Origin of the sequence: Shewanella sp. MBTL60-112-B2, from assembly GCF_019655055.1 — a bacterium.
In the GTDB taxonomy this organism is placed as follows: Bacteria; Pseudomonadota; Gammaproteobacteria; order Enterobacterales; family Shewanellaceae; genus Shewanella.
On the sequence record NZ_BPFA01000012.1, the window covers coordinates 1 to 24,581 of the forward strand.

The window sequence follows — 24,581 nt, forward strand, 5'->3', positions numbered from 1 at the left end:
ATCTAATAAAATTACAGTGTTATAAAAAATATCTTGCTAGCCTGACAGCCGACTTTTCATTACAATGGCGCCGACCAAGCGGGGAAAGACACCCTACATAACGTTAGATTATTGGTCTTTTCTTTTTGTTACTCAAACATTTCTGATGAAAAAATCAGAAAAGTGAGATAAAGGATCTGTTAATGAGCGCTGATAAACACCTACAAAGTTGGCAAGAACGTTTCGAAATGGCTGAGGCTATGCAGCCATTACTTGGTAAGTTATACCGTAACCAAGGTGTAGAAGTTGTTGTCTATGGCAAACCTCTACTAAATGCCTCTACAATCGAAATCATTAAATCGCACCGTTTAGTGCGTCGCCATGTTGGTGAAAAACTTAGACTACGTGAAAGCTTTCCATTTGTTGAAGCTTTAAGCAAGTTAGCGGTAAAACAGTGCAAAGTTGATATCGGTAAATTAGCAGTAAATTACTGGCGCGAATATCCAGATGCAAGTCAGATTGAGGCTTATATGAGCCGTGAACTTGCAGATGCTATCAGTAACGAAGATGACGAAGCTGCTAGAGATGTTGTTCTGTACGGTTTTGGCCGTATTGGTCGTCTATTAGCACGTTTACTTATCGAAAGAACTGGTGTTAGTAACAAGCTTAGACTACGTGCAATCGTACTTCGCGGTGGCCGTAAAGGTGATTTAGAAAAGCGTGCAAGCTTACTTCGTCGTGACTCTGTACACGGGCCATTTAACGGTTCTGTTGAAGTCGATGAAGAGAACAACGCGATTATCGCAAACGGTACCTATATTCAGGTTATTTACGCTAACTCTCCAGATGAAGTGGATTACACTAAATTTGGCATTTCAAATGCTCTTGTGGTTGATAACACGGGGATCTGGAAAGATGAAGCCGGTCTTGGTTTACACCTTAAATCTCCAGGTGCAAGCAAAGTATTGCTTACTGCTCCAGCAAAGGGTGCAATTAAGAACGTAGTTTATGGTGTAAACGAGCAGGACATTCTTGACGAAGATACTATTGTATCGGCTGCAAGCTGTACGACTAACGCGATTACACCAGTACTTAAAGCGGTTAACGATAAGTATGGAATCGAAAATGGTCACGTGGAAACAATCCACTCATATACTAACGACCAAAACCTAATCGATAACTACCATAGTGCAGACCGCCGTGGACGTAGTGCGCCACTTAACATGGTAATTACTGAAACTGGCGCAGCGAAAGCTGTATCTAAAGCATTACCTGTACTAGAAGGTAAACTAACAGGTAACGCTATTCGTGTACCTACGCCAAATGTTTCTATGGCCATCATTAGCTTAAACCTTAACGGTGAAACTAATAAAGAAGAGCTTAACGAATACATTAAAGATATGGCGCTACAATCTGATTTACAAAACCAGATTGATTACACTGACTCAACTGAAATTGTTTCGAGCGACCTAGTCGGTTCACGTTACGCCGGTGTTGTTGATTCACAAGCAACTATTGCTGAAGGTAAACGTGCAATCCTTTACGTATGGTATGACAATGAGTTTGGCTACAGCTGCCAGGTTGTTGGAGTAATGCAAAAAATGCTTGGCCTTAACTACCAGTCACTTCCAAATGGCTAATTTGTTATAGTTCAATGCTTGTAGATAAAACGCCTCTAATATAGAGGCGTTTTTTATTTTGAACTATTATTAGCGATCCACGCTTTATCTTTTTCTTTTATCTGCAAGCTGATTGTTTCGTTCAAGCCATACTTCACTATAAAGCCTTAAAATATGCAATTAGTAGATTGCTAGATTGATATAGCAGAGCATCTTAAACAACATCATAAGCGTGACCTGAAAAGAGTAGGCTAGTAGCATTAACTGATCCGGGCTCGTCAGTTTTAATCGCTAAAGGTAATGGTAAGGATAAATCGCTGATAAACAGTATTCACTTCGGCTAGTCTTTTGGCTGACTTTTCACCTAAAAGCTTAAAAAACGTAAGCGTTGCTGAATTTAACATCAAACAGTCATAAAATTGTTTTTTCGAGATTGACTCTCAACAGTAAATCGGTAGAATGCCATTCCGTAGTCAAGGGGAAGCGAACTAAGCAACAGCTTGATTACAGATTAAATTGAAATGCGACATTAGCTCAGTTGGTAGAGCGATACCTTGCCAAGGTATAGGTCATCGGTTCGAACCCGATATGTCGCTCCAATTTACATCATGTGGCGCGATGGCAGAATGGCTATGCTGCGGATTGCAAATCCGTCGATCTCGGTTCGACTCCGGGTCGCGCCTCCACAAACAAGAATTTGGTGAGTTTTAATCCGAACAGGATAAACCAGTATTGGTACCGACAATACGTATCATCAGAATCAAAGAGTTTGCCCGTGTGGTGGAATCGGTAGACACAAGGGATTTAAAATCCCTCGCTGAATAAGCGTGCCAGTTCAAGTCTGGCCACGGGTACCAAATAACTCTTTCGAGAGTTGCAGAGAAGCCTCGACAATGTCGGGGCTTTTTTGTATCTAGCGTTTTACTAGAAGCACAAGGGATTTACTTTTTATAAGAGATGCCTCGCTGAATAAGTGTGCCAGTTCAAGTCTGGCCACGGGTACCATCTTCATATGAAGAGTAAATAAACCAGCCATTGAGCTGGTTTTTTTACGTCTTAAATTTGAGTTTATAGTAAGGCATAAGGGATTACTTTTTATAAGAGATGCCTCGCTGAATAAGGGTGGCAGTTCAAATCTGGTAACGGGTACCATCTTCATATGAAGAGTAAATAATCCAGCCATCGAGCTAGTTTTTTTACGTATAAAATTTGATAGAAAGCAATAAGACCTAATAATCCCTCGCGCTCTTGATAAAGTAAGGCGTGCCAGTTCAAGCCTGGCCACGGGTACCAAATAACTCTTTTGAGAGTTGCAGAGAAGCCTCGACAATGTCTGGGCTTTTTTGTATCTAGCGTTTTACTAGAAGAACAAGGGGTTTACTTTTTATAAGAGATGCCTCGTTGAATAAGCGTGCCAGTTCAAGTCTGGCCACGGGTACTATCATTAAGCCCTCTGGCTTTTTTGTTTCTGATATGAGTCTCTACTTGAACTGAGCAAGAAATCCCTCCCACACTTCATAAAATAGGCGTGACAGTTCTAAACTGGCCACGGGGAGTATTTCTTTTGGAGAGTGGCTAAACCGGCCATAGCTCTGAGCTTATAGCTCGCGCCAAACTTAATGAGCAATCCTATCAATTCTAAATACCATCACGGGACCTAATTACCTCTTGTAAAGCTAAAAGGCTACAGAGTAGCTTACGTTAGAAGTGAGTAAGCCCAAATGTAATAGGGCTAAGTAAGTTCCACAGGAAAAGTGAGGTAAAGTGAGGAAGGGGAGGTACAAAGACTCAGTCCTAAAGATCACTATTTTATGTCTTGTTCCTTCGGATTTTCTTGAAGTAAAGATAGGAGGTTTGCGATTAATTAACCACAACCTGAACATCTTTTGGCTTGTTAGAATACGTTTTAAGCAGTTGAATCAAATAAACTAATAACCAGTTGACTCAATTTTATTATCGAGTAAAGTATGCCTCGTTCCCAGCGGTTAAGGGCACAAAATGGCGCGATGGCAGAATGGCTATGCTGCGGATTGCAAATCCGTCGATCTCGGTTCGACTCCGGGTCGCGCCTCCATAACTTTTATAGTTATAAGAATATGAATTTGGTGAGTTTTAATCCGAACAGGATAAAGCAGTATTGGTACCGACAATACGTATCATCAAAATTAAAGAGTTTGCCCGTGTGGTGGAATCGGTAGACACAAGGGATTTAAAATCCCTCGCTGAATAAGCGTGCCAGTTCAAGTCTGGCCACGGGTACCATCTTCATATGAAGAGTGATTAAACCAGCCTAGAGCTGGTTTTTTTACGTCTAAAATTTGATAGAAAGCATTAAGACCTAATAAATCCCTCGCGCTCTTGATAAAGTAAGGCGCGTTAATTCAGGTCTGGCCACAGGTACCATCATTAAGGCCTCTGCATTAAATTGCGGAGGCTTTTTTGTATCTAGCGTTTTACTAGAAGCACAAGGGATTTACTTTTTATAAGAGATGCCTCGCTGAATAAGTGTGCCAGTTCAAGTCTGGCCACGGATACCATCATCAAGGGTTCTGCATTATCATCCCAAGCTATTATTGGCACCTACATTTCAGCTTTGATGGGCAAACAAAAGCCCTATGAAATAGGGCTTATTTTAAAAGAGCTGTTTACCGGACTAAGAACCTAAATACATTTGGCCGGCTTGGGCAAACCTGCAATTTTGGTTGCTTGTTTTGCAGGCCCAACTGGGAAGAGGGTATAAAGGTACTTAGAATTACCTTTGTCGGCGCCAAGCTTTAAGCCAATGGCCTTAACTAGCACTCTGATAGCCGGACTGGTTTTAAACTCTAAATAAAAATCTCGAACAAAGTTAATGACTTCCCAATGTGCTTCGGTAAGCGTAATGTCTTCTTCAGCGGCAATAATTGGCGCAAGCTCAGGAGTCCAATCATTAACAGACTTTAGATAGCCTTGATGGTCCGTATCGATTTGTGTTCCGTTGAATTCAATCATTTTACCAACTAATTACTTTATTAAATTTAAGGCTGAGCGATACAAAATCATCGTAATTGATCTGTTTTACATCGTTTAAAAGGCTTGTAAGCCCACGAGCGTTAACATCTTCTTGTAACGCGATGACATTATACGCATTTAACTGTGTGACCCAATCTTGTTTTAGCAAACAGTTAACCGCATTCCCTGTGAGTAATATACAGTCTGCCTGCGCTGCGTAACGTAAGCATGTCTTTAATGCAGAGTTTTGCTCTGGTGAGTTTTGTATTAGGTGTAAAATCATTAGAAAACGATAACCTCATCCACTGCATTGAAATGGCTAGTAATCTCGTCTGGAGCGCTTAGCGTCACCCCAATACGAAGTTCTTGCTCTGACAATCCCAACTCTTGCATAGACTCTTTACACACCAAGACGGTATCTATGTCATATAAGGGTAATGCACCTAAAGTCGCAATATAGTCTTTAGCTCCAATAGACTCAGGATCTTGACCTTTGAGGAGAGTTAACACACCTTCGTTAGTAAATAGTAAGCTAACTTCTTTCTCAAAGCTTGCGCTGAGCAAAGACAAATCGAGGCCTTCTCTGCCATGTGCAGTACCATGAGGTGGCTGCTTGAAAACAATACACAATTTTTTCATAAACACTTTTTGCCTTGCAAACTAGATTAACTAACAGTTAAAAGCAGACCAATCTGTCAGCAGTTTCTATGCCGATCACTAACTCACCTAAGCCGCCCATGATAAATGGGGCCTGCATATTCCATTGACTCAGGTTATTTTCCTTCGCCTCAGACTCAGAAATAACACCACGACGCAGTGCGGCAGATACACAATTAACTAAAGCGGTGCCGTATTGGTTATGTAAGTCAATCCAGGCTTGTTTAAGATCGAATTCGTCGCTGGCGGGACTATTGAGGTGGTTGGTATTTAATACGCCATCTTGATAGAAAAATATCTTCTCAATACTGTGACCGCTTTCTAATGCGGCCTTAGCGAATCGGTAGGCACTGTAACTTGCTGCACTGCCATAGCTGGCAGAGTTAACCTGAATAATAAATTTGCTCATGGTAAAAAAAATGGCCCTGTAATAGGACCATTTTAACTCAATTAAATTTAATTGGTATTAGTCATCGCCACCAATGCCCATTAAATGCAGCAGAGCAATGAATAGGTTTAAGAAATCTAGGTATAGCGAGATAGTTGCGCGAATATAGTTAGTTTCGCCGCCATTAACGATTTTGCTTGTATCGTAAAGGATAAAGCCTGTCATTAATAATGCGATACCGGCATTAAGCGCCATAAATACCATGCCGTTGCCAAGGAACAGGTTGACCAAAAGGCCAACAAACATGATAACTAGACCTGCGATTAGGAAGCCACGCATGAAAGAGAAGTCTTTCTTAGTGGTTACTGCATATCCAGATAATGTAACAAAGATAACTGACGTTAAGCCTAACGCTTGCATAATTAGCTGCGGGCCGTTCGCCATACCGGCATAATGATTAAGGATGTAACCTAGCGACGCACCTTGCATACCTGTAAAAGCAAATACCCAGAAGATACCAGCGCTTGAATCAGCCTTTCTAAGGGTAACAAACAATAGCACTAAGCTACCTAGAGATAGACCAAGAGACATCATAGGGCTGATGGCGAGTGCCATTGCCAATCCCGCACACACTGCAGAGAATGCAAGTGTCATAGAAAGCAGCATATACGTATTTTTCAGCAGTTTATTTACCTCAACGGTAGTACTGCTATACGCGGTTTGTTGTGTCATATCTTTCATTTCTTTCTCCGAAGACAAATTTTCAAGCTATTTAATTTGAGCACAATATTAATAAGGAGTTCCCGGATCCTAAAAATGCGAGTAAACCTCGTGTTAAGTAATTGAATCATACCGCAGCTAAACCTAGGTATAAAGCGCTTAACGGCCAAAAGTTAGCTAAGTTAAGCTTAGTTAATCTAACCAATCTTTATGAAGCTTCTCACTATCGCCCAAATAATCCAGTACCCAAGCCATGGCAGGGGACTTATTGGTGGCATTCCAGGCTAAGCAACAGGGACTGGTTTTGTTAGGCCGTTCGAGTTGTTTTTCAATTAATGCACCAGTTTTAATAAATGGAAATGCAAAGTGCGCCGGCATATAACCAACACCTAGGCCTTCGCGAAAGCAATTTATCGCTCTGATCCAATCTGGCACAACTAAGCGACGTTGGTTCTCTAATAACCAAGTCATGCGTTTAGGGATCTCTCGAGAGGTGTCTTCTAAACAAATAGAGGGGTATTGCCTTAACTCATCATCTGTTAGTGGACGGTCTATGTCAGCAAGAGGGTGATTTTTTCCGACAAGAAAACACCATTCAATTTCGCCCATGTCTCTAAAATGGTAATCACCACCAACAGGGATAGCCGTTGTTGCGCCAATTGCGATGTCACTTCGCCCAGTGGCTATCGACTCCCACACACCATTGAACACTTCGATGCGAATAATGAGCTCGACATTATCGAATGTTCGGTAGAAGTCAGCGATTAAATTACTAATTTTATCAGCACGTACTATGTTATCTAGAGCAATAGAGAGCGTAGGTTGCCAGCCATTGGCTACACGTATAGTATCGGCGCGCATTGCGTCAATATCGGTTAATAATGATCGCGACTGTTTGACGAAGTGCTCACCAGCGGCGGTTAAGCTAACGCTTCTGTGATGGCGAACAAAAAGCACTACACCGAGCTCTTCTTCTATTTGTTTAACTGCATAACTCACAGCTGACGGGACTTTATGTAATTTATTTGCCGCAGCGGTAAAACTGCCCACTCGGGCAACCATATCAATAAGCTGTAGAGACTGTTCTGAAAGCATGGTTCACATCCTGCTGTGATTTTTTTTGATAGCTAATGTGAAAAATAAACGTTTCACAGCACATTAGCAAGTGTTTACACTGCGCGACTTTAATGAATCCAGATCAGAATTTCGAATTATGAACTCACTAACAAGCGCAAAATACTACATTTTCCTAGCATATCTCGCGATATTAAGCATGTTGGGCTTTATTGCCACCGACATGTACTTGCCTGCATTCAAAGCAATTGAAGACACAATGGCAACATCGCCATCACAAGTCGCAATGTCTTTGACGTTCTTTTTAGCTGGCTTAGCGCTAGGTCAGTTACTTTATGGCCCTTTAGTTGAACGATTCGGCAAACGTAACTCGCTAATCTTTGGTCTAGTATTGTTTGCTGCTGCCAGTTTTTCAATCGCAGTAAGTGACTCTATATTAGTATTTAATATCTCTCGATTTATGCAAGCTTTAGGTGCATGTTCTGCTGGTGTTATTTGGCAAGCGATTGTTATCGAAAAATACGATGCAGCAAAAGCGCAGGGCGTTTTTTCTAATATTATGCCGTTAGTGGCCTTGTCACCAGCACTTGCTCCAATCTTAGGTGCGTTTATTTTACAATCATTAGGTTGGCAGAGCATTTTCATTACATTGACCGGTATGGCTGCAGTAATGATCCTTTTAACGGTTTGGTTTGTGCCTACAGAAACCAAAGCAATAAGCCATGATAAGAAAGAGATCAGCTACTTATCAATCCTTAAGAACACTAAGTACCTAGGCAACGTGGTTATTTTTGGTGCTTGTTCTGGTGCGTTTTTCTCATACTTAACACTGTGGCCAGTAGTAATGGAGCAACATGGCTTTGATGCTACAGCGATTGGACTGAGTTTTATTCCGCAAACTATTACTTTTATCTTGGGTGGTTATGCGAGTAAAACCCTTATTCGTAAAATCGGTTCAGAGAAAACCCTAAAGATACTATTATCAGTATTTGGCACCTGTGCTATGTCTATTGCTGTCGTGACTATCTTACTGCAAGGACTATCAATTTATCCATTGCTGGCAATATTCTCTGTGTTAGCTGCATGTAGCGGTGGTATTTATCCGATTGTTGTAAATGGTGCACTACAGGAATTCTCTGACAATGCAGCTAAAGCTGCAGGTTTACAGAATTTCCTACAGATCAGCTTATCGTTTGGTGCTTCAAGCCTTGTTGCTATGTGGGCGACAAGCGGTGAAGTCGCGATAGGTTGGGGGATTATGATCTGTTCTTTCATCGTGTTTATTGGTTTCAAATTACGTAACTATAAAAGCTGGAATGAAGTGAGCGAAGAGATCGTGATGCCAGATCCAGCGCGCATTGCAATCAACCAGGATGAGAAATAAGCAAACTGATTCGTTCTTAACCAAAGTGATAATTTATTAGAATTATCACTTTACAAGACCCCCTGAGCGCTATATTATTCGCGGCGTTCGGAGGGATGGCAGAGTGGTCGAATGCACCGGTCTTGAAAACCGGCATGGGTTTATAGCCCATCTAGGGTTCAAATCCCTATCCCTCCGCCACATTCAAGATGAAGCCCCTAGCAGAAATGCTGGGGGCTTTTTCGTATCTAAAACCTGGGTTTATAGCGTATATATGTAGGGTTTAAATCCCTATTTATTTGCCATATTTAAGACGAAAGGCTCATCAGAAATGATGAGCCTTTTTTCGCATGGGAAAATAAACAGCATTGAACCTTAGGGTTCCTATTGGTTAAAGCCAACTGTTATCAAAAAAGGCCTTAGCTTGCGCTATTGAAATGAGCTAAAAAAGCCCCTATGCAGTAGGGGCTTTAGACTTGAGGTATTCTTGTATACTAACTTACCGCATGCTCAGTTGGCATGGGGGACTGTGTAGGCTCTTCCACTCGAGACTTACTGCCAATCATGCGCTTAATATCCTCAATCATCACATACAAACATGGGATTAAGACTAAGGTCACGACAGTTGCAAACAATACACCAAAGGCTAATGATACCGCCATCGGGATCACCATTTTCGCCTGCATACTGGTTTCAGTCATAATCGGGACCAAGCCGATGAAGGTGGTGAGGGATGTCAGCAAAATCGCCCTGAAACGTCGACAGCCGGCCTCGAGTACCGACAACTTCATCGCCACACCTGACTCACGTGACTTATTGATATAGTCAACCATCACTAGTGAGTCATTCACCACAACACCTGCTGCGGCAATAATACCAAATACAGATAGTGCACTTAGATCTAAGCCTAGAATCATATGACCAAGTACTGAGCCAATCACACCAAATGGGATCACCGACATGATCATAATGGGTTGTGAGTATGACTTGAGTGGTACAGCTAATAGGCTGTAGATCACCAACATAGAGATCAAGAAATCCCTAAGCTGGGTATCAGCACTATCAAGCTGTTCCTGAATATTACCCGATACTTCACTCTTAACTCGTGGGTATTTAGCTAATAATTCCGGCAAAAAGTTATCGCGGATATCTTTCGCCAGTTTAAATGGTTCAGCTTGGTCAGCGTCAACTGAACCCCAAACATTAATGGTACGATTACCATTTTCACGACGAATACTATTAACGCCATCGGTCACCACGATTGCAGCCACCTCAGATAGCGGGATTTCAGCGCCTTGGGTCGTTTTAATCATTACGTCTGAAACTTGGGCAATAGAGTTACGTTGCTCTTCAGGGTAACGCAGCATCACCTTGATCTCTTCGCCGTTCCGTAAAATACGTTGGGCTTCGAGGCCGTAGAAACTGTTACCTACCTGGCGCGCGATATCTGCGAGGGTCAGGCCTAAGCTATGGGCTAATGGCTTAAGCTCAAACTGGATCTCTTTAGCACTAGACTGGCGACTGTCGTTAACGTCACCAACACCTTTGAGAGTATTGAGTTTAGCTTTAAGCTCTTTCGCAGCAGCCACTAACTGTTCATCATCATTGCCTTCGAGCCTAAAGCTGATATCGCCATCATCACGGCCACCGCCAAACAAATTATCTTGAATGGTGAATGACTTCATTCCCGGTATTAATGGCATGTTTTGACGCCATAGCTCGGCCACAGCAAAGGTATCGATAGGACGAATTTCAGGATCCACCAGTTTTGTCATCACCTGAGCCGAAGTACGGCCACGTAACTCTACCTGCAGATCAGAAATCATCTTCTGTCCGTACTTTTCCTCTAGTTCGTTGTCGACACGCCTTAGCGCTTCTTCAATCGATAATGCTGCCGATAAGGTCGCATTTTCAGAGGCATCGATGTTCATATCAAATGTGATCCGCGGAAAATCATGAGGAATTTTCGGTTGACCAATAAAGCGTACCACTCCACCTGAATAGAGACCTGCACAGACTAAGATCATACTGATAAATATCATGATGACCGTATAGCGATACTTAACCGCAAGTTCTAGCGATGGACGATAATAGCTTTGGATCAGCGTCTTTAAGCCCGTATCGACTTTACCCTGTAAAAAGTTAACCCCGTTTCGTAGCCAATCGACTGGATTTTTTGAACCCGGTTTTACCACTGTCTTTTGTTTCATGCGTGCCAAGTGGGCTGGCAAGATAAGTTTTGATTCTATGAGTGAGAATATTAGGCATAGGATAACCACAAAACCAATGGCTTGGCCAAAGGCTGAAGAGGGGCCATCATCTAGGGTGATAGGTAAGAAGGCAGCAATCGTTGTAAGCACGCCGAAGGTCGCTGGCATAGCCACACGCTTAACCCCACGGATAACATTATCGAGAGTTTGGCCCTTTTCTTCACACTCTGCGTGAGCACTTTCGCCCATCACAATGGCATCATCGACCACAATACCTAAGACTAAGATAAAGGCGAACAAGCTAATAACGTTGATGGTGACATCGATCATTCCCATAGGCATAAATAGCAAGGTACCTAAGAAACAAACCGGTAGTCCCATCATCACCCAGAATGCTAAACGTACACGCAAGAATAGAGCGAGTAATATGAAAACCAGCACGGCACCGCTTTTCATGCTGTCTAACATGAGGTTCAAGCGGCCCTCTAAGTAATAAGTCATATCTACCCAAGGCTCTAACTTAACCCCTTGTGGCAACACTTTCTTCTTCTCAGCAATATAAGCTTTAACCACATCGGCAACATCGGTAAGACTTTGATCGTTTGCCGCCCCAATAAAGAAGGTCACCGAGTTCATACCATTAAACTTGGAGTATTGAATTCCTTGCTCAAAACCATCAACGACAGTCGCCACATCACCTAGTAATAGGGTAGTTCCATCTTCAAGAGTGATTAACGGTAGGCTTTCAAACTCATAACCCACATAGGCCTGATTCTGAACTCGTAGATTAATGTAACCGTTTTCAGCGCGGATTTGACCCGCTGACATATTACGTGAATAACCACGAACGGCATTGGCAACATCATTAAAGCTTAAGCCAAACTCACGTAGCCTATCTTTACTGACCTCAATGGCAATCTCGTACCCAAGCCCACCATAAAACTCAGTAATATTTACTTTTGGTAGTTGTAGTAACTCATCATGGATCTTTTCTCCTAAGTCTTTTAACTGACGCTGAGACAGATCGCCATAAAGGCTCATATACATCACTTCTTGACGTAACTTTATCCGCTCGACTTTAGGACGCTCCATCCCGTCGGGAAAACTTGAGATAGAATCAATTTCTGACTTTACCTCTTCGAGTACCACTTGCGGATCGTAAGAGTCTTCAACTCTGAAGTATCCAGATGAAGCATTTCGATTCGAATAGGTGATCACTCGCTTAAGACCTTGGACACTCTCTAATGCTTCCTCAATCTTAATGGTGATCCCTTCTTCAACTTCTTGCGGAGCTGCACCCGGGTATACGGCATTAAACTCTAGCCAGTTGATCTCTACTGCAGGAAAAAACTGCTTACGTATGGTATTTGCCGTTAACAGTCCGCCTAGCAAGATAATAATCATAAGCAAGTTTGCTGCAACGCTGTTACGCGCAAACCAGGCGATGATGCCTTTATTAGTATCTATCATGAATTAATCCTTATCTTCCATCGCAATTTGCGTAGGTTGCTGCTCAGGATCTTGTTCATCACGTAACAACTTATCTTTTGGGAGAGCTAGCTCCATGCCTTCGATTGGATAATCTAAAGCCGAGGTGATCACATTCATGCCCACTTCAAGACCATCAGATACAATAACCTTAGAGCCTATTTGGCGCAGGATGGTGATGTCTTTGTACCTAAGCTTGCCTTCATCATCTAACACTGCTACTTGGTTATTGACTACAAGGTGGCGAGGCAGTTCAGCGACCAAGCCCGCATGGGAACCATCGATTGTTGCAGTAACATAAGTGCCATAGCGTAATTCATTGTTATTCGATTTAAGGCCATAAGGATCGGTGACTTTGGCAACTAAGTAGGTCATACGGCTGCGATTATCAATAACGCCTTCACTTCGAACCACTGTTGCAGGCCACTCTTGAGTCTTACCTGCGAATTCACCTTTTAATACTACTTGTGCATGTTTGCCTTTTTCATCCAAAAATTGCAGTTCTTTATCTGCAATAGGAAGACGGATCTCAGCCTCAGCGGTACTTAATACCTTGCCTAAAGGCGTGCCCATGCTGACATATGAACCTAAACCAATGTTGCGAGCCTCAATTAGAGCATCGTATGGTGCTTTAATTAAGGTACGTTCAAGATTACGTTTAGCACGCTTAAGGCCAGCTTCAGAAGAGTTAAGTTTGGCTATCTCTTGTGCTAGCTGAGGCTTTCGAAGACTTAGTTCTGTGGGCACACCGTTTTCAATACGTTTCCATTCCTCTTCGGCAACCTTACCGAATGCTTTTTCTTGAACTAGCGTCGCGCGCGCAGAAGCCATATTAGCCTGAGCATCAATCAGTGCTGCTTCATAATCGCTAGGATCTATTTTTGCTAGGATGTCGCCTTTTTTTACAAAGCCACCACGCACAAAATTTTCTGACAAGAAAACGATCTCGCCATTTAACTGCGATACCAATTCCGTCTCATATTTTGCGTTAACCACGCCATAGGAGCTAACGGCGAAACTCATAGGATTAATTTGAACCGCTTCTACCGAAACCAAGGGGGTGGTATCGAGCTTTTCCTTTTCTTCAGGGGGCTTTTTCATTGCCGATATGCCAATAAATCCTGCCACGCCGACAGCAATGACAGCCATTGGTAATATGATCTGTTTTTTCGTAGCCACAAACACGTCCTCTTGTTGAAGCAAACCTGTACTCAATACACAATCTTTTTAAACTTGCTAAAAGAATTAATAAGAGCAATCTAATTAGAATTTTGAATGTATGTTAATGGAAGTAGAGACTTGTAACAGTAGGATTATGTAAACATGTGTAACTAAATTTGACACAAAAAAATGGCAAACGTTGCTGTAATCTCAAAACACAAGGCCGCATTGACTCTATTTGACTGTTTTATAATGATAAAGCTATCTTTTATAGGGGTCATAGCCTTAGCCTTTCAGCGTGCCAATGCCAGTTAACGTGCCTGTAACTTTAATGGCTTCAATTGTAACAAAAGCTAATTTACGCTAGTGCCGATGCCGCCGATAATTATCGATGTTATATTTACTGGAAAATTGAAGGGAACCTAACGAGGAAGCAGAAGGAGGGAATACCATAGAAAGTAAAAAAGCAGTCCCTTATCGGCACTGCTTTCGTGTGTTTATTTCATCAATCTATTTCGTCAGCCTAAACTAGCTAAGAAATTAACCGCAGCATTTCTTATATTTCTTACCGCTGCCACACACACATGGGTCATTACGGTTCGGGGATTTTTCAAAACGCGTTGTTTGTGGCTTATTGAGCAAGCCTTTTAAAAGAAGAATATTCTCTTCTTGACTTGGATCGACAGTAATCATGCCCACCAGCTCATTATCAGTAAGCAGTTGTAATACTTCTGCTTCACGCTCAGCGGTTTGAACAAGCAGTTGAAGTGGGTTTTCTTCGGTTCCCACTTTTATTTCACGTTTAGTGTTGTAACCATAGCTTTCGTGCTTAGGCTTTGGGGTTTTACGCCCTTTAAAAAAGAATTTGTCTGACATCGCTATGGTGCTCAATCTAAATAAGGATAAATTTAGGCAAGCTTATACTATAAAAATGGCTTCAGTGGTATCTAAGTCTGACAATAGCGGGTTTTTTAGTACAAAAATTAGCTTTGGGGCATGGATAGCGGTTATCTAGGATCCCAAAAGCGTATACCGCGAGAGATCAAAGAACTCGTGTTTACCTCACCTGTCTAAATAGATAGCGTACACAGAATGAAAACAGGGGGGAATTGCTTGTGAAAACAGCTGTAGATAGTCTTTTGCTGCAAGATATTGCCATCAGAGACCTTTTGTTATTTCCGCATTGTAGAAAACTTTGTTAAAATCAGCGCAAATTAAAGGAGAGCTTTATATATGCCAGTTTATGTTGTGGGCCACAAAATCCCAGACTCAGATTCAATTTGTGGTGCTATCGCACTTGCACACCTAAAAAACCAAATCGGTGAAGCGTCTGTTGCGACTCGTTTGGGTGACATTTCACCAGAAACGGCTTTCATTCTAGAAAAGTTTGGTTTCGAAGCGCCTGAGCTTAAGCTTAGCTATGCTGGCGAAGAAGTTTACATTGTTGACCATTCAGAACTAACTCAAGCACCTGACGATATCGCAGAAGCAACAATTGTTGGTATTGTGGATCACCACAAATTAGGCGATCTAACCACTTCAACACCGCTTGAGTGCTGGATCCGTCCAGTGGGTTGTAGTAACACCGTCATTAAGATGATGTATGACTTCTACAATGTTGAGATCCCGAAAGAGATCGCTGGCATCATGTTATGTGCAATTCTAAGTGACACGGTTATTTTCAAGTCACCAACTTGCACCACAGCTGATATTAAGTGTGTAGAAGCACTAGCTGAAATTGCTGGCATTGAAGACTTTAAAGCCTTAGGCATGGATATGTTTAAAGTAAAATCTGCAGTAGAAGGCACACCTGCACGTGACCTTGTTATGCGTGACTTTAAAGATTTCAACATGAACGGTAACCTAGTGGGTATTGGTCAACTAGAAGTGATTGATCTGTCAGTATTCGACGACATCAAAGCTGAACTAGAAGCCGATATTGCTGCGCTTAAAGCTGAAGGTAACCGTCATAGCGTACTATTGCTACTGACTGACATCATGAAAGAAGGTTCTGAAATGCTAATCGTAAGTGACGATTTAGCGAAAGTTGAATCGGCTTATAACTGCAAGTCAGTAGATAACAAGTTTTGGTTAGATGGTGTACTAAGCCGTAAAAAGCAAGTTGTACCACCACTACAGGATGCTTTCGCTTAAGTTAAGCGTCTTACTGAAAAACTCAGACATTAAAAAGGCCGAACTTATGTTCGGCCTTTTTGTAACCCGCTAGCAGAGCTAGTCTTAGTTAACTTAGTTGTGTTAGTTGTCTTTCTTATCTTTGTTACGTAAGCCGTTAAGCCGCGCTTGGGCTAAACCTAAAATACTGTTCTTAGGATAGTCGCCTTGTTGATTTAAGTTGCCAACCTTGCAGCCAGTTAGTAACTCAATAGCCTGGTTAACATGAGTAATGGCCCAAATATTGAATTTACCTTTCTCAACTGCTTCAACAATATCTCGACGTAACATTAAATTGTGTACATTCGACTGAGGAATAATCACGCCTTGGGTATCACGACGCCCCTTAATCTTACACACATCGAAGAAACCTTCGATCTTCTCATTGACGCCGCCAATAGGCTGGGCTTCACCAAACTGGTTCATTGAGCCGGTAATCGCGATATCTTGGCGGATCCCTTTACCGGAAAAAGATGACAACATGGCACATAACTCTGCCATCGTGGCACTGTCACCGTCGACTCCACCATAGGATTGCTCAAACGTGAGGTGAGTCGATAGCGGGATCTTATCCGTCTTTCCTAAGATTGCTGCGATATAAGCGGTTAAGATCATTACACCTTTCGAGTGGATACTGCCACTTAGATCAACGTTGCGCTCGATATCAAATACTTTACCTTCACCAAATGAGCTGGTGGCCGTAATTCGACTCGGTGCGCCAAATTGGTAATCCGTCGTCGACATCACAGATAAGCCGTTTACTTGCCCAACAGTTTCGCCTTGAGTATCAATCAAGGTTTGGCCATTAGTGAAGCTTTGCATAAATTCGTCTTTTGCGCGGCAGATACGTTTTTCTTTATTGAATAACGCTTGCTCAACATGGCTGACTCGGATCATGTTGGCATTTGCTGCGCGGGCACAATAATTTGCCTCACGTAATAAGTTGGCAATATCTACTGAATGCAATGACAGCATATTCTGATCATCAGCTTGGCGAGAGCTAAACTCAATGACTCGAGCGATTGCCTTTTTATCGCAATGTAAGATTTGGTTGCTGTGCACTATGCTAGAGATGAACTGGGCATAATGCCCCTCGGACACGTCAGTTCGTGGCATTCTATCTTCAAAGTCGGCAGTAACCCGGAACAACTCAGTAAATTCTGCATCGTACTGCTGCAAAAGTTTATAGGTAGCAAAATCACCGAATAAGATGATTTTTACATCCAGCGGAATCGCCTCAGGATCCAATGAGATGGTACCAGACAAGGTCACCTCACGTTCGAGAGAAGTTAAACTCAGCTTGCGTGATCTCAGTGCTCGCTTCAAACCGTCCCATACATAAGGATGCTCAAGTACCTTAACCGCATCTATCATGAGCACGCCGCCATTTGCCTTATGTAAACTACCAGGGCGAATGAGAGAGAAATCGGTAAAAACCGTTCCTTTATAAGTAGCGTTTTCGACATAGCCGAAGATAGTGTGATAGTTCGGCGTCTCCTCAACAATGATGGGCTGTAACTGAGACTCTTGAGACACCAGCACATTGATCTGGTAGCGCCTTGGCATTTTCTTACTCATCGAAGCATAGGCTAGGGCAGCTTGCTCTTCGCTTTCTTCTAAGAAAATGTCTAGGTTGTCGAGAATGTCTTTATGCATTGCTTTTATATAAGCTTTGACACTGCTCTGTGCTTTATATTGCTCTTTTAATTTTTCTAGCGCATGGGTCAGTACCTCTTCGGCGACTTCCTCATCATGCTTTTGTTGCTTTTCTGAGTACTCTTCTTCCCACACAGTGATCTGGCGAACAATGCCTCTAAGTTGAGCCTCTAGAGCAGAAATTGCATCCTGCATCGTAGCTTGCTCTTCTGCAGAAAGTGCAACATAGCTTTCTTCTGTATGTGGCTCCTCACCATTTAAGGCAACGAGTTCATAATTACCTTGTGCAGAGATAGATAGGCCAACACTATTACGCTTGGCTTCTTCTGTTAGCACCAATAATGCTTCTTCTTGTTTCGAAGTCAGTTGGTTTTTTAATCTGTCGGCTCGGTTGTAGTACATCTCATTATCGAACGCTAAAGGTAATGCCTTTAGCAATTTCGACATTAACTTTTCCATGTCTTTTTTAAAGCTCAGTCCCATACCCGCTGGGAGCTTTAACACTTTCGGGCTGCGGCTATCGTCGAAGTTAACCACATAACACCAATCGAATAGTGTACGGCCGTTTGAGTTAGGAGCCTGACGATTTAGATGGCGAAGCACCATAGTACGTTTGCCTAAGCCGTTACGGCCTAGCGCATAGATGTTATAGCCTTTTTCTTTCATCGAAAGGGCAAACTCTACCGCTTGTTGCGCGCGGGCCTGGCCGACTATTTCGTCTAAGGGTTCGAGGTGTTTAGTCGACTTGCAGTCTGAAGAGAGCTTTTTTAGCGTCGACGCGCGGTAAAGCTTGGCACTGCTGAGAGGTTTTATTGGCATAATGCGTCCTCTTAATGACGGTCAATAATTTTACTCTATACAGTTAGATAGTAGATTTCTGCAATTATTTGCAGATCGCTTAGATATTAGCCTATTAGAGGGTTTGTTTGCTGGATATTTATACAAGATGAGGTTGAGAGGACCTTTTAAACAGCCTTTATTGTCAATCAAAAGTATTTAACTCTCTGATGAAAAGAGACTTTTACCAACAAGGATTTTAGAAAAGGTTTTTATTAAAAAGGCTTTCACCATTTACTCCATTAAAGAGTAAATGGTGTCTCGGCTAAGAATAGCTTTAGTTGTTTTCCATGGGATGTGGTCTCATTCCATGTGAAATGGGGATTACAAACCTTTTCGATATTGCTCGTTGGTGGTGTTAACAATCAATCCCTGTAAATTACCAGAAAGCTCAGTCCCACTTGTGTTTAGCACTTGCCTCTGTCCTTGTGAAGATTGCACTGCTGCTCCGTCTAATGGCTGCTGCGAAAGTGACTCAACAAACATAGCTACCGTGTCAAACGGGCTTTGCTGTAACTGACTCTTCGTCGCTACAGCGCGAAGATCTAGCAGTACTGAGTCAAAATAGCCTTTCAGTTCAGACAAGACCTGTGGGTTATAGAAGTGCTCGCTTCCATATAGAGCATTATGTTCTCTACGCTTCTTATCAATAACAAAGTCGATGCCCTTTACATTGGTCAAAGAGCTGGTCTTTTTACAAACAGTTAAGCATTCCTTATCCATAATTGCTTTATCGCAGCCACAGGATTGTAAGAACAGACATTGACGGCTGCTCATTAGCATCACCGGGTGATATAAGCTGTAATGTACTTTAAAGTTGCTTGGCGCCTTGATGGTTTTTATCTGTTGCTTATTGAGTTCATTAGAAACGAATGCACCTACACAGCCTTGCTGCTGAAGGCTGTGCATACTCAGAGAGTTGCTTATGTTCAAATACGGGCCTGCAATCCACTCTATGCCATGTTGGTTGGCGGCAATGCCGACACCGCTATTGTTGCTGACAATGATTTTAGGCTGAATGTCAGACAGTAATTGCTTTGCCGCAATAAAATCAGGCTCCATAATCACTGCGCCGAACCATGGAATTAGCTCTGGTTCCTGGGTAAACAATAGGCTCAATTTTTCACGCTCAGCTTCTATTGCATCAGGAATAGCATAATAAACACTGACATCTTTACCGTTGAATGATTGTTTAATCTCACGGTATAGGGCGAGCTCTCGTCGATTAGCGATAAGAATTGACACGCCAGTGTGTTTGCCAAGGTTAGCTTGAGCATTTGCTGCCTTTGTTTCTTGTGTCACCTGCTTGCGCACCGCTTGCAAGGTAAGGGGCTCGACATGCTCTCTACCATCGTTTAACCAACAAACAATTTGGCGCTTCATCTCAGTTAATTCTTTAAACGGGACGAAAAGGTTATCAGCAAGCTCGTCATAACAGATAGGTTCTAGACTGAACTCCAGTCCACCAATACTCGCGAAGCGTTTCGTAAGCTCATCTGTCTGTAAGCCGTATTTGTCTGATGGCAGTAGCACTGAGCTTGATTTCACCTCAAAGCTAGAATGTTTACCTTTAAGGTTATTAACTTGCAACTCCACTGAGATCCGTAACGCTTGGTCTTGCTGACCGCTAAAGCGTAAGCTAACAATGGGTTTATCTAAACTTAGCTTGGCAATTTTTCCAGCAAGGGTCTCAATGATCTCGGTCTTTTCATCATAGAGGGCTTTCTTAACATTAAGTCCACCCTCTGAGTTTTCTCCTGAGACCGGTTTTAAACTCTCAATTCGTGTGAAATGCTGAACCGCGTTGTCACGAGGATTATCGATATACATATTCTTACCGACGGCGCCCTGAAGATATCCGTTAGAAAAATCACGGTTAAATACTGTGTACAACGGATTTTTATCATTGCTCATCGCTTGATTTTGCTCAAGACGAGTTATCTGCTTACGCCAAGTATCAATGACTCTATAGACATAGTGAGACTTTTTTATTCGTCCCTCAACCTTCAATGAATCTGCTCCAGCAGCATAAAGCGCATCAAGATCTGAGTATGCCGAGTTATCTTTCAAATTCAGTGGATATTGTGCGCCTACATCTGTGGTTTGATATTGATCTCGGCAAGGCTGGCTACAACGGCCGCGATTACCTGAGTTGCCGCCATGGGCCGAGCTGAAATAACACAGACCTGAAAAGCCAATGCAGTTAGAACCGTGTACAAATACCTCTGTCAGCATATCTAGGCTATGAGCCTTATCTGACATCAGCTTTATTTCCTCTAGATTAAGTTCCCTAGAGAGGTTAACTCTTGAGGCACCAAGCTTGGACAGAAATTCAAGCTGTCCGCTGTTATGGGTGGTGACTTGAGTCGATGCATGAATATCAAGGCTCGGGTAATGCTGTTTCAATAGATAAAACAAGCCAAAGTCCTGAACAATAACCCCATCTATGCCTGTGTTGACTAATTGGTTTAACAACTTCAGCAATGCCGGGAGCTCTTGCTCCAACACTATGATGTTAAGTGTTAAGAACAGTTGGCAGTTATGCTGATGCGCGATACGGAGCAGGCCGTATAGATCTTCAAAACTCAAATTCTCCGCACGGGTACGGGCATTAAAGCTATTTAGGCCACAGTAAACCGCGTCAGCCCCCGCAACAATAGCGGCTTTAATCGACTCGATATCACCACCTGGTGCGAGTAATTCAAGTTTTCTCATGGTATTCCTAATGCTGACCAAAAATGCTATAAATAGATCATTACGGCAGGTCGGTTTTCTATGGGCTGATACAAGTGATAGAGGTGTATTGTAAAACCTCATTAGGAGGAGATCTATGTCAGTAAAGTGTATTTTAACGAACTATGATATTGATCTGTGTGCAGCCTGGGTGAGTAGCGATGCTTAGTCTAGTTTCTAGAAAAGTATGCAGACATAAATAAAAGCAACGGGCTCTTAGGGCTGTATAAGAACACGTTGCCAATAAAATGAAATCTTTAGCTAGACCAATGAATGTAGTTGATTTTCCAATGGCCATTCTCTTGCTTGCCTAAAATCATCGTTTCAAGTTTATGGCGCTTAATTTCAGTTGCCTTATCTTCAACTTCTAAGAAGGTTCTCACGGCTGTTGAGATAGCAATATTACCAACGACTTTGAGGGTTAGTTCATGAAATATCGCTGTTGATGATTTCAGGGCGTTAATATCATCCTGTAAATGCCCCTGCTGATAGGCAAATAATGAGCGTTGCACTCTATCATTTTCAACAATAACCACATCCGTGGTTAAATATGACACAGCTTTATTCTGATCTCCTTGTTGTAACGCTTTATGAAATTGGGTTACGACTTCAGCAATAGGTGTTTCAAACCCATGGAACAGATCAGTCGGTGGATTTGAAGCTCTTTGTCCGTAAACAAAGGAAGATACAAAAACAGTAATGAAGGTGATAATTACCGCAATATAGCGAGTAGCTTTAATTTTCAGCATTAATAAATTTCTTCTGTTAACAATTTACAATTTAATAGCAGCCAATAAAGCTGCATATTGTTATTTATGATGTTAAAGAAGAGAAAATAGGGGGCCTATAAAGAGGCCGAGCAATAGTCAGTAATATGTTGAGCTTATAACACCAAATGTTCCGTTCAGTTAAAGGCCGTGTTACTAACTTTAGGAAGTCCATAAAGATTGGCGTTAACCCACAGCAATTAGCACTACAATTACAACTGTCGCGGCAGATAGAGTATCCGCTGCAGTCAAAGCATGAATTAATTTCAACTGATTCAAAAGCCGCTAAGTCTGGTAGGGTTTTGAAGTTAAAGTCTTTTGTGAATAGGGTTTTAGTATGAATATAGTTTACTTCGTGCTGATTTTGATTCATAGAAGTAAACGATTGGCTTGCACTAACGAATATAAAAAGTAGCAATATACAGTTGAATTTAATGCTCACGTTGAATGCTCAAAGCAATAACTCTAAATAAGAGGCTTACAGTAGTGAAGTCCAATAATTAAGCTTTTTATTTTAAAGTAAACACCGTTTTTATAACTTGAAGTACATCACAATTGACAGCCCTAGATTTACAGGCGACTAGTCGTTATTAAATATAATCATTAATCACATAAGCGTATCATCCCTATTCGGTCAATAAGTAAGCGTAAGATGCTGCGCTGCTCATTTTATAAAGAGAATTACTCTGAATTAGTGTAAGCTAAATGTTCTTATTCTCAAGTAATTACCTTGTACATTACTGCTTAGAATTTCATCCGTATTCACTTAGAACACCAATATTAGAAGTCCAATATGCTTTACAATCAAAATCACGCTAACCGTTTTCCAAAAGGCAAGTTTGCTATGTGGAGCGTATACAGCTTCACGGGCGCATCCATCTTCGCTTCCATTATATTTTCATTACTATTGTTTCTCTCCATCGATGACGATCCTGTCATGCAGTTACTATTTGGTGGACTGGCGGTAATTTTCGAATTAGGTAAGTTTTTTGCCTGGTATGAAGTAGGTGAGCGTTATGCACGTAAGAACATTATGGGCATGTTATCGGCGTTAGGTTTTTATGCAGTATTGGCCGCGATCTCTATCGGTGGTTCAATTGGTGGTATTAACAGTGCAACCAATAAAGCCCAAGAGCATGTTCACGTACAACAAAGTAAAGTGAATGCCTTCAACATGCAGATTAGTGCTATCGATAAGCAGATTGAGCTTAATAACGTTGCTGCTGAAAAGTATATCCAGATGGAGCGTATCGCTACCGGTGTGACTCGCATACAAAAAGAGAACAATAAACTACGTGAACAACAGCAGCAATTGGCTATGCAGCGTGATAGCGTTCCGGTTGTCAGCCAAGGTTCTATCGTTGGCCTGATTGAAAGCTTAGCATTATCACTTAATATCAAAGCTGAAACGGCGCAACTTGGTTTAGTGGTATTTTTATCTATTCTATTGGATTTCTTTGCGGCATTCTTTGTAGGTTTGATTGGTGAGGAAAACCGTTTCAGACAACGATTTAAGCAGCAATCTCAACAGCTAGAGCCTATTACGTTAGATGCCTATCGTCGTGTGCATGACGATTCAGATTTTATCCCGGTTTTTGAGCCTAAGCAGTTACCCGAGGCAGAGCCTAAGCCTCTATATGAACGTGCTTTAGATGCACTTGGCAATAATAGAGTTAACTGTAGTAAACGTGCGGTAAGTCAGTTTTTAAATATCTCAACTGAAGAAGTGGATGAGATTTTTGCTCGCATGTTCAGTGAAGGCATAGTCACTAAGAAGCCTAATAACCATTATCAATGGCACGGTATCAACACCGAAATTAGCGCAGAACCTGAGCCCGTTTAAGCTATCTCATTAGAATAAATGACACTTACTAAAGGAAGCAGCATTAGTTGCTTCCTTTTTTATTGGCCTTTTGTGCTAAAAACAGCCTCCAACTTCAAATTGGTATTTGAATAAAAGCGGTAAAGCCCTTAGGATCAAGCCAATAAATTATCAACAAGATCTCAGTGAATGCCAGCGAATCAGATTAATACTCAACAAGAACCCTTAACGCTTTATTTTATCTATGACTCTCACTGCCCGTGGAGCTATGCTGCCACCCCCGTTGTCGAAGAACTGCTAAATGCTTTCGACTATTCAGATGTTCATTTATTGCATTGCGCACATTTCAATGGCTCTGACGCACCTAAAAAGGCGCAAGTAGAGCAGGTTAGTGCACTCAGTAATCAGGAATTTAGTGATGCTTACTTTAAGCAATCAAACAACAAGGTGTCTTCAGTTAAGACGGCTAACTTTATGTCTTGGGTTCAGTCTAAGCAAGCTGATAAAGAGTTCGAATTGCTCAAAGCGCTGCAACATCAACATTTTGTTGAAGCCAATCCGTTAAATTCGAGAGACGATTTCGACAAGATAATTAATCAATATAAATTATCTCCGTCAAATAAGGTGTTTAAAGATGCACTAAGCCATGAGGCGGAAAGTGTGTTAGCGGGTATTGCAGAGGTTGGTGAGGCGATTGGTACCAATGCATTCCCAGTGCTCGTGATGACATCAGGCGATGAAGCTATCTTTATCGATCACTCGCAACATTTGGCAACGCCAAAAGGTGTGGTGGAAGAGGTTCGTGCTGAACTTGCAGCTTTAAGCGCTGAGTAGGTTAAATAGCCTGCCACTTGTGCAATAGATTAGTGAAGTTGCAGATTGTGAATTTTCACAGAGCGAAATCAGAGAAAGTGACTAATTAAATAGCACGCTGGTATATCGTC

At 42.0% G+C, this 24,581-nt stretch carries 17 protein-coding genes and 6 tRNA genes; 11 read left to right on the top strand and 12 right to left on the bottom strand.

Annotated elements, in window-relative coordinates; genetic code table 11:
- The first annotated feature begins 182 nt into the window (after positions 1 to 182).
- The 6 genes from K5Q73_RS09535 (at position 183) to K5Q73_RS09560 (ending at position 3,860) form a co-directional block, all read left to right on the top strand.
- Positions 183 to 1,619 carry a glyceraldehyde-3-phosphate dehydrogenase gene (locus K5Q73_RS09535; protein WP_220760504.1) on the top strand — a complete coding sequence of 479 codons (1,437 nt, stop codon included), beginning with the start codon at positions 183 to 185 and terminating at the stop codon, positions 1,617 to 1,619.
- Positions 1,620 to 2,121: 502 nt separating this feature from the next.
- Positions 2,122 to 2,197: transfer RNA gene (locus K5Q73_RS09540), tRNA-Gly, on the top strand.
- Between the two features lie 13 nt (positions 2,198 to 2,210).
- Positions 2,211 to 2,284, top strand: a tRNA-Cys gene (locus K5Q73_RS09545).
- Between the two features lie 85 nt (positions 2,285 to 2,369).
- Positions 2,370 to 2,455 (top strand) — tRNA-Leu (locus K5Q73_RS09550).
- A gap of 1,143 nt (positions 2,456 to 3,598) precedes the next feature.
- A tRNA-Cys gene (locus tag K5Q73_RS09555) sits at positions 3,599 to 3,672 on the top strand.
- Between the two features lie 102 nt (positions 3,673 to 3,774).
- Positions 3,775 to 3,860 (top strand) — tRNA-Leu (locus K5Q73_RS09560).
- A gap of 399 nt (positions 3,861 to 4,259) precedes the next feature.
- On the opposite strand, the gene K5Q73_RS09565 is transcribed toward K5Q73_RS09560, so the two are convergent.
- The 6 genes from K5Q73_RS09565 to punR all read right to left on the bottom strand — a co-directional run bounded on the left by K5Q73_RS09565 (position 4,260) and on the right by punR (position 7,449).
- Positions 4,260 to 4,589, bottom strand: a complete 330-nt coding sequence (locus K5Q73_RS09565) for a TusE/DsrC/DsvC family sulfur relay protein (protein WP_220760506.1) — start codon at positions 4,587 to 4,589, stop codon at positions 4,260 to 4,262.
- A gap of 1 nt (position 4,590) precedes the next feature.
- Positions 4,591 to 4,872 (bottom strand): sulfurtransferase complex subunit TusB, encoded by a 282-nt coding sequence (gene tusB, locus K5Q73_RS09570; protein WP_220760508.1) that lies wholly within the window; start codon positions 4,870 to 4,872, stop codon positions 4,591 to 4,593.
- Positions 4,872 to 5,228, bottom strand: coding sequence for a sulfurtransferase complex subunit TusC (tusC, locus tag K5Q73_RS09575; protein ID WP_220760510.1), 357 nt, complete (start codon positions 5,226 to 5,228; stop codon positions 4,872 to 4,874). Before tusC ends, tusB begins: the two co-directional genes overlap by 1 nt.
- A 37-nt stretch (positions 5,229 to 5,265) precedes the next feature.
- Positions 5,266 to 5,655 (bottom strand): sulfurtransferase complex subunit TusD, encoded by a 390-nt coding sequence (tusD, locus tag K5Q73_RS09580; protein ID WP_220760512.1) that lies wholly within the window; start codon positions 5,653 to 5,655, stop codon positions 5,266 to 5,268.
- 57 nt (positions 5,656 to 5,712) lie between these two features.
- Positions 5,713 to 6,366, bottom strand: a complete 654-nt coding sequence (locus K5Q73_RS09585; protein WP_220760741.1) for a Bax inhibitor-1/YccA family protein — start codon at positions 6,364 to 6,366, stop codon at positions 5,713 to 5,715.
- Positions 6,367 to 6,546: 180 nt separating this feature from the next.
- Complete coding sequence (gene punR, locus K5Q73_RS09590; RefSeq protein WP_220760514.1) at positions 6,547 to 7,449, bottom strand: DNA-binding transcriptional activator PunR; 903 nt, start codon at positions 7,447 to 7,449, stop codon at positions 6,547 to 6,549.
- Between the two features lie 118 nt (positions 7,450 to 7,567).
- Between punR and punC the strand changes: the two genes are divergently transcribed.
- Together punC and K5Q73_RS09600 are read left to right on the top strand one after the other, a co-directional pair.
- Positions 7,568 to 8,812 (top strand): purine nucleoside transporter PunC, encoded by a 1,245-nt coding sequence (gene punC / locus K5Q73_RS09595; RefSeq protein ID WP_220760515.1) that lies wholly within the window; start codon positions 7,568 to 7,570, stop codon positions 8,810 to 8,812.
- A gap of 89 nt (positions 8,813 to 8,901) precedes the next feature.
- Positions 8,902 to 8,992: transfer RNA gene (locus K5Q73_RS09600), tRNA-Ser, on the top strand.
- Between the two features lie 293 nt (positions 8,993 to 9,285).
- On the opposite strand, the gene K5Q73_RS09605 is transcribed toward K5Q73_RS09600, so the two are convergent.
- The 3 genes from K5Q73_RS09605 to K5Q73_RS09615 all read right to left on the bottom strand — a co-directional run bounded on the left by K5Q73_RS09605 (position 9,286) and on the right by K5Q73_RS09615 (position 14,526).
- Complete coding sequence (locus K5Q73_RS09605; protein WP_220760517.1) at positions 9,286 to 12,471, bottom strand: efflux RND transporter permease subunit; 3,186 nt, start codon at positions 12,469 to 12,471, stop codon at positions 9,286 to 9,288.
- Between the two features lie 3 nt (positions 12,472 to 12,474).
- Complete coding sequence (locus K5Q73_RS09610) at positions 12,475 to 13,668, bottom strand: efflux RND transporter periplasmic adaptor subunit (protein WP_220760519.1); 1,194 nt, start codon at positions 13,666 to 13,668, stop codon at positions 12,475 to 12,477.
- 522 nt (positions 13,669 to 14,190) lie between these two features.
- Positions 14,191 to 14,526 carry a PBPRA1643 family SWIM/SEC-C metal-binding motif protein gene (locus tag K5Q73_RS09615; protein WP_220760521.1) on the bottom strand — a complete coding sequence of 112 codons (336 nt, stop codon included), beginning with the start codon at positions 14,524 to 14,526 and terminating at the stop codon, positions 14,191 to 14,193.
- A gap of 357 nt (positions 14,527 to 14,883) precedes the next feature.
- Between K5Q73_RS09615 and K5Q73_RS09620 the strand changes: the two genes are divergently transcribed.
- The gene (locus K5Q73_RS09620; protein ID WP_220760523.1) at positions 14,884 to 15,804 is read left to right on the top strand and encodes a manganese-dependent inorganic pyrophosphatase; all 921 of its coding nucleotides are present in this window, start codon (positions 14,884 to 14,886) and stop codon (positions 15,802 to 15,804) included.
- Positions 15,805 to 15,906: 102 nt separating this feature from the next.
- On the opposite strand, the gene K5Q73_RS09625 is transcribed toward K5Q73_RS09620, so the two are convergent.
- The 3 genes from K5Q73_RS09625 to K5Q73_RS09635 all read right to left on the bottom strand — a co-directional run bounded on the left by K5Q73_RS09625 (position 15,907) and on the right by K5Q73_RS09635 (position 21,797).
- Positions 15,907 to 18,297 (bottom strand): Lon protease family protein, encoded by a 2,391-nt coding sequence (locus K5Q73_RS09625; protein WP_220760525.1) that lies wholly within the window; start codon positions 18,295 to 18,297, stop codon positions 15,907 to 15,909.
- Between the two features lie 342 nt (positions 18,298 to 18,639).
- Positions 18,640 to 21,030 (bottom strand): peptidase U32 family protein, encoded by a 2,391-nt coding sequence (locus K5Q73_RS09630; RefSeq protein ID WP_220760527.1) that lies wholly within the window; start codon positions 21,028 to 21,030, stop codon positions 18,640 to 18,642.
- Positions 21,031 to 21,305: 275 nt separating this feature from the next.
- A complete protein-coding gene (locus K5Q73_RS09635) occupies positions 21,306 to 21,797 on the bottom strand; it encodes a DUF4440 domain-containing protein (protein WP_220760529.1) in 492 nt (163 codons plus the stop codon).
- Positions 21,798 to 22,608: 811 nt separating this feature from the next.
- Here K5Q73_RS09635 and K5Q73_RS09640 point away from each other — a divergent pair.
- Positions 22,609 to 23,658 (top strand): Preprotein translocase subunit SecY, encoded by a 1,050-nt coding sequence (locus K5Q73_RS09640; protein ID WP_220760531.1) that lies wholly within the window; start codon positions 22,609 to 22,611, stop codon positions 23,656 to 23,658.
- Positions 23,659 to 23,826: 168 nt separating this feature from the next.
- Positions 23,827 to 24,471 carry a protein-disulfide isomerase gene (locus K5Q73_RS09645; protein WP_220760532.1) on the top strand — a complete coding sequence of 215 codons (645 nt, stop codon included), beginning with the start codon at positions 23,827 to 23,829 and terminating at the stop codon, positions 24,469 to 24,471.
- The last annotated feature ends 110 nt before the right edge of the window (positions 24,472 to 24,581 follow it).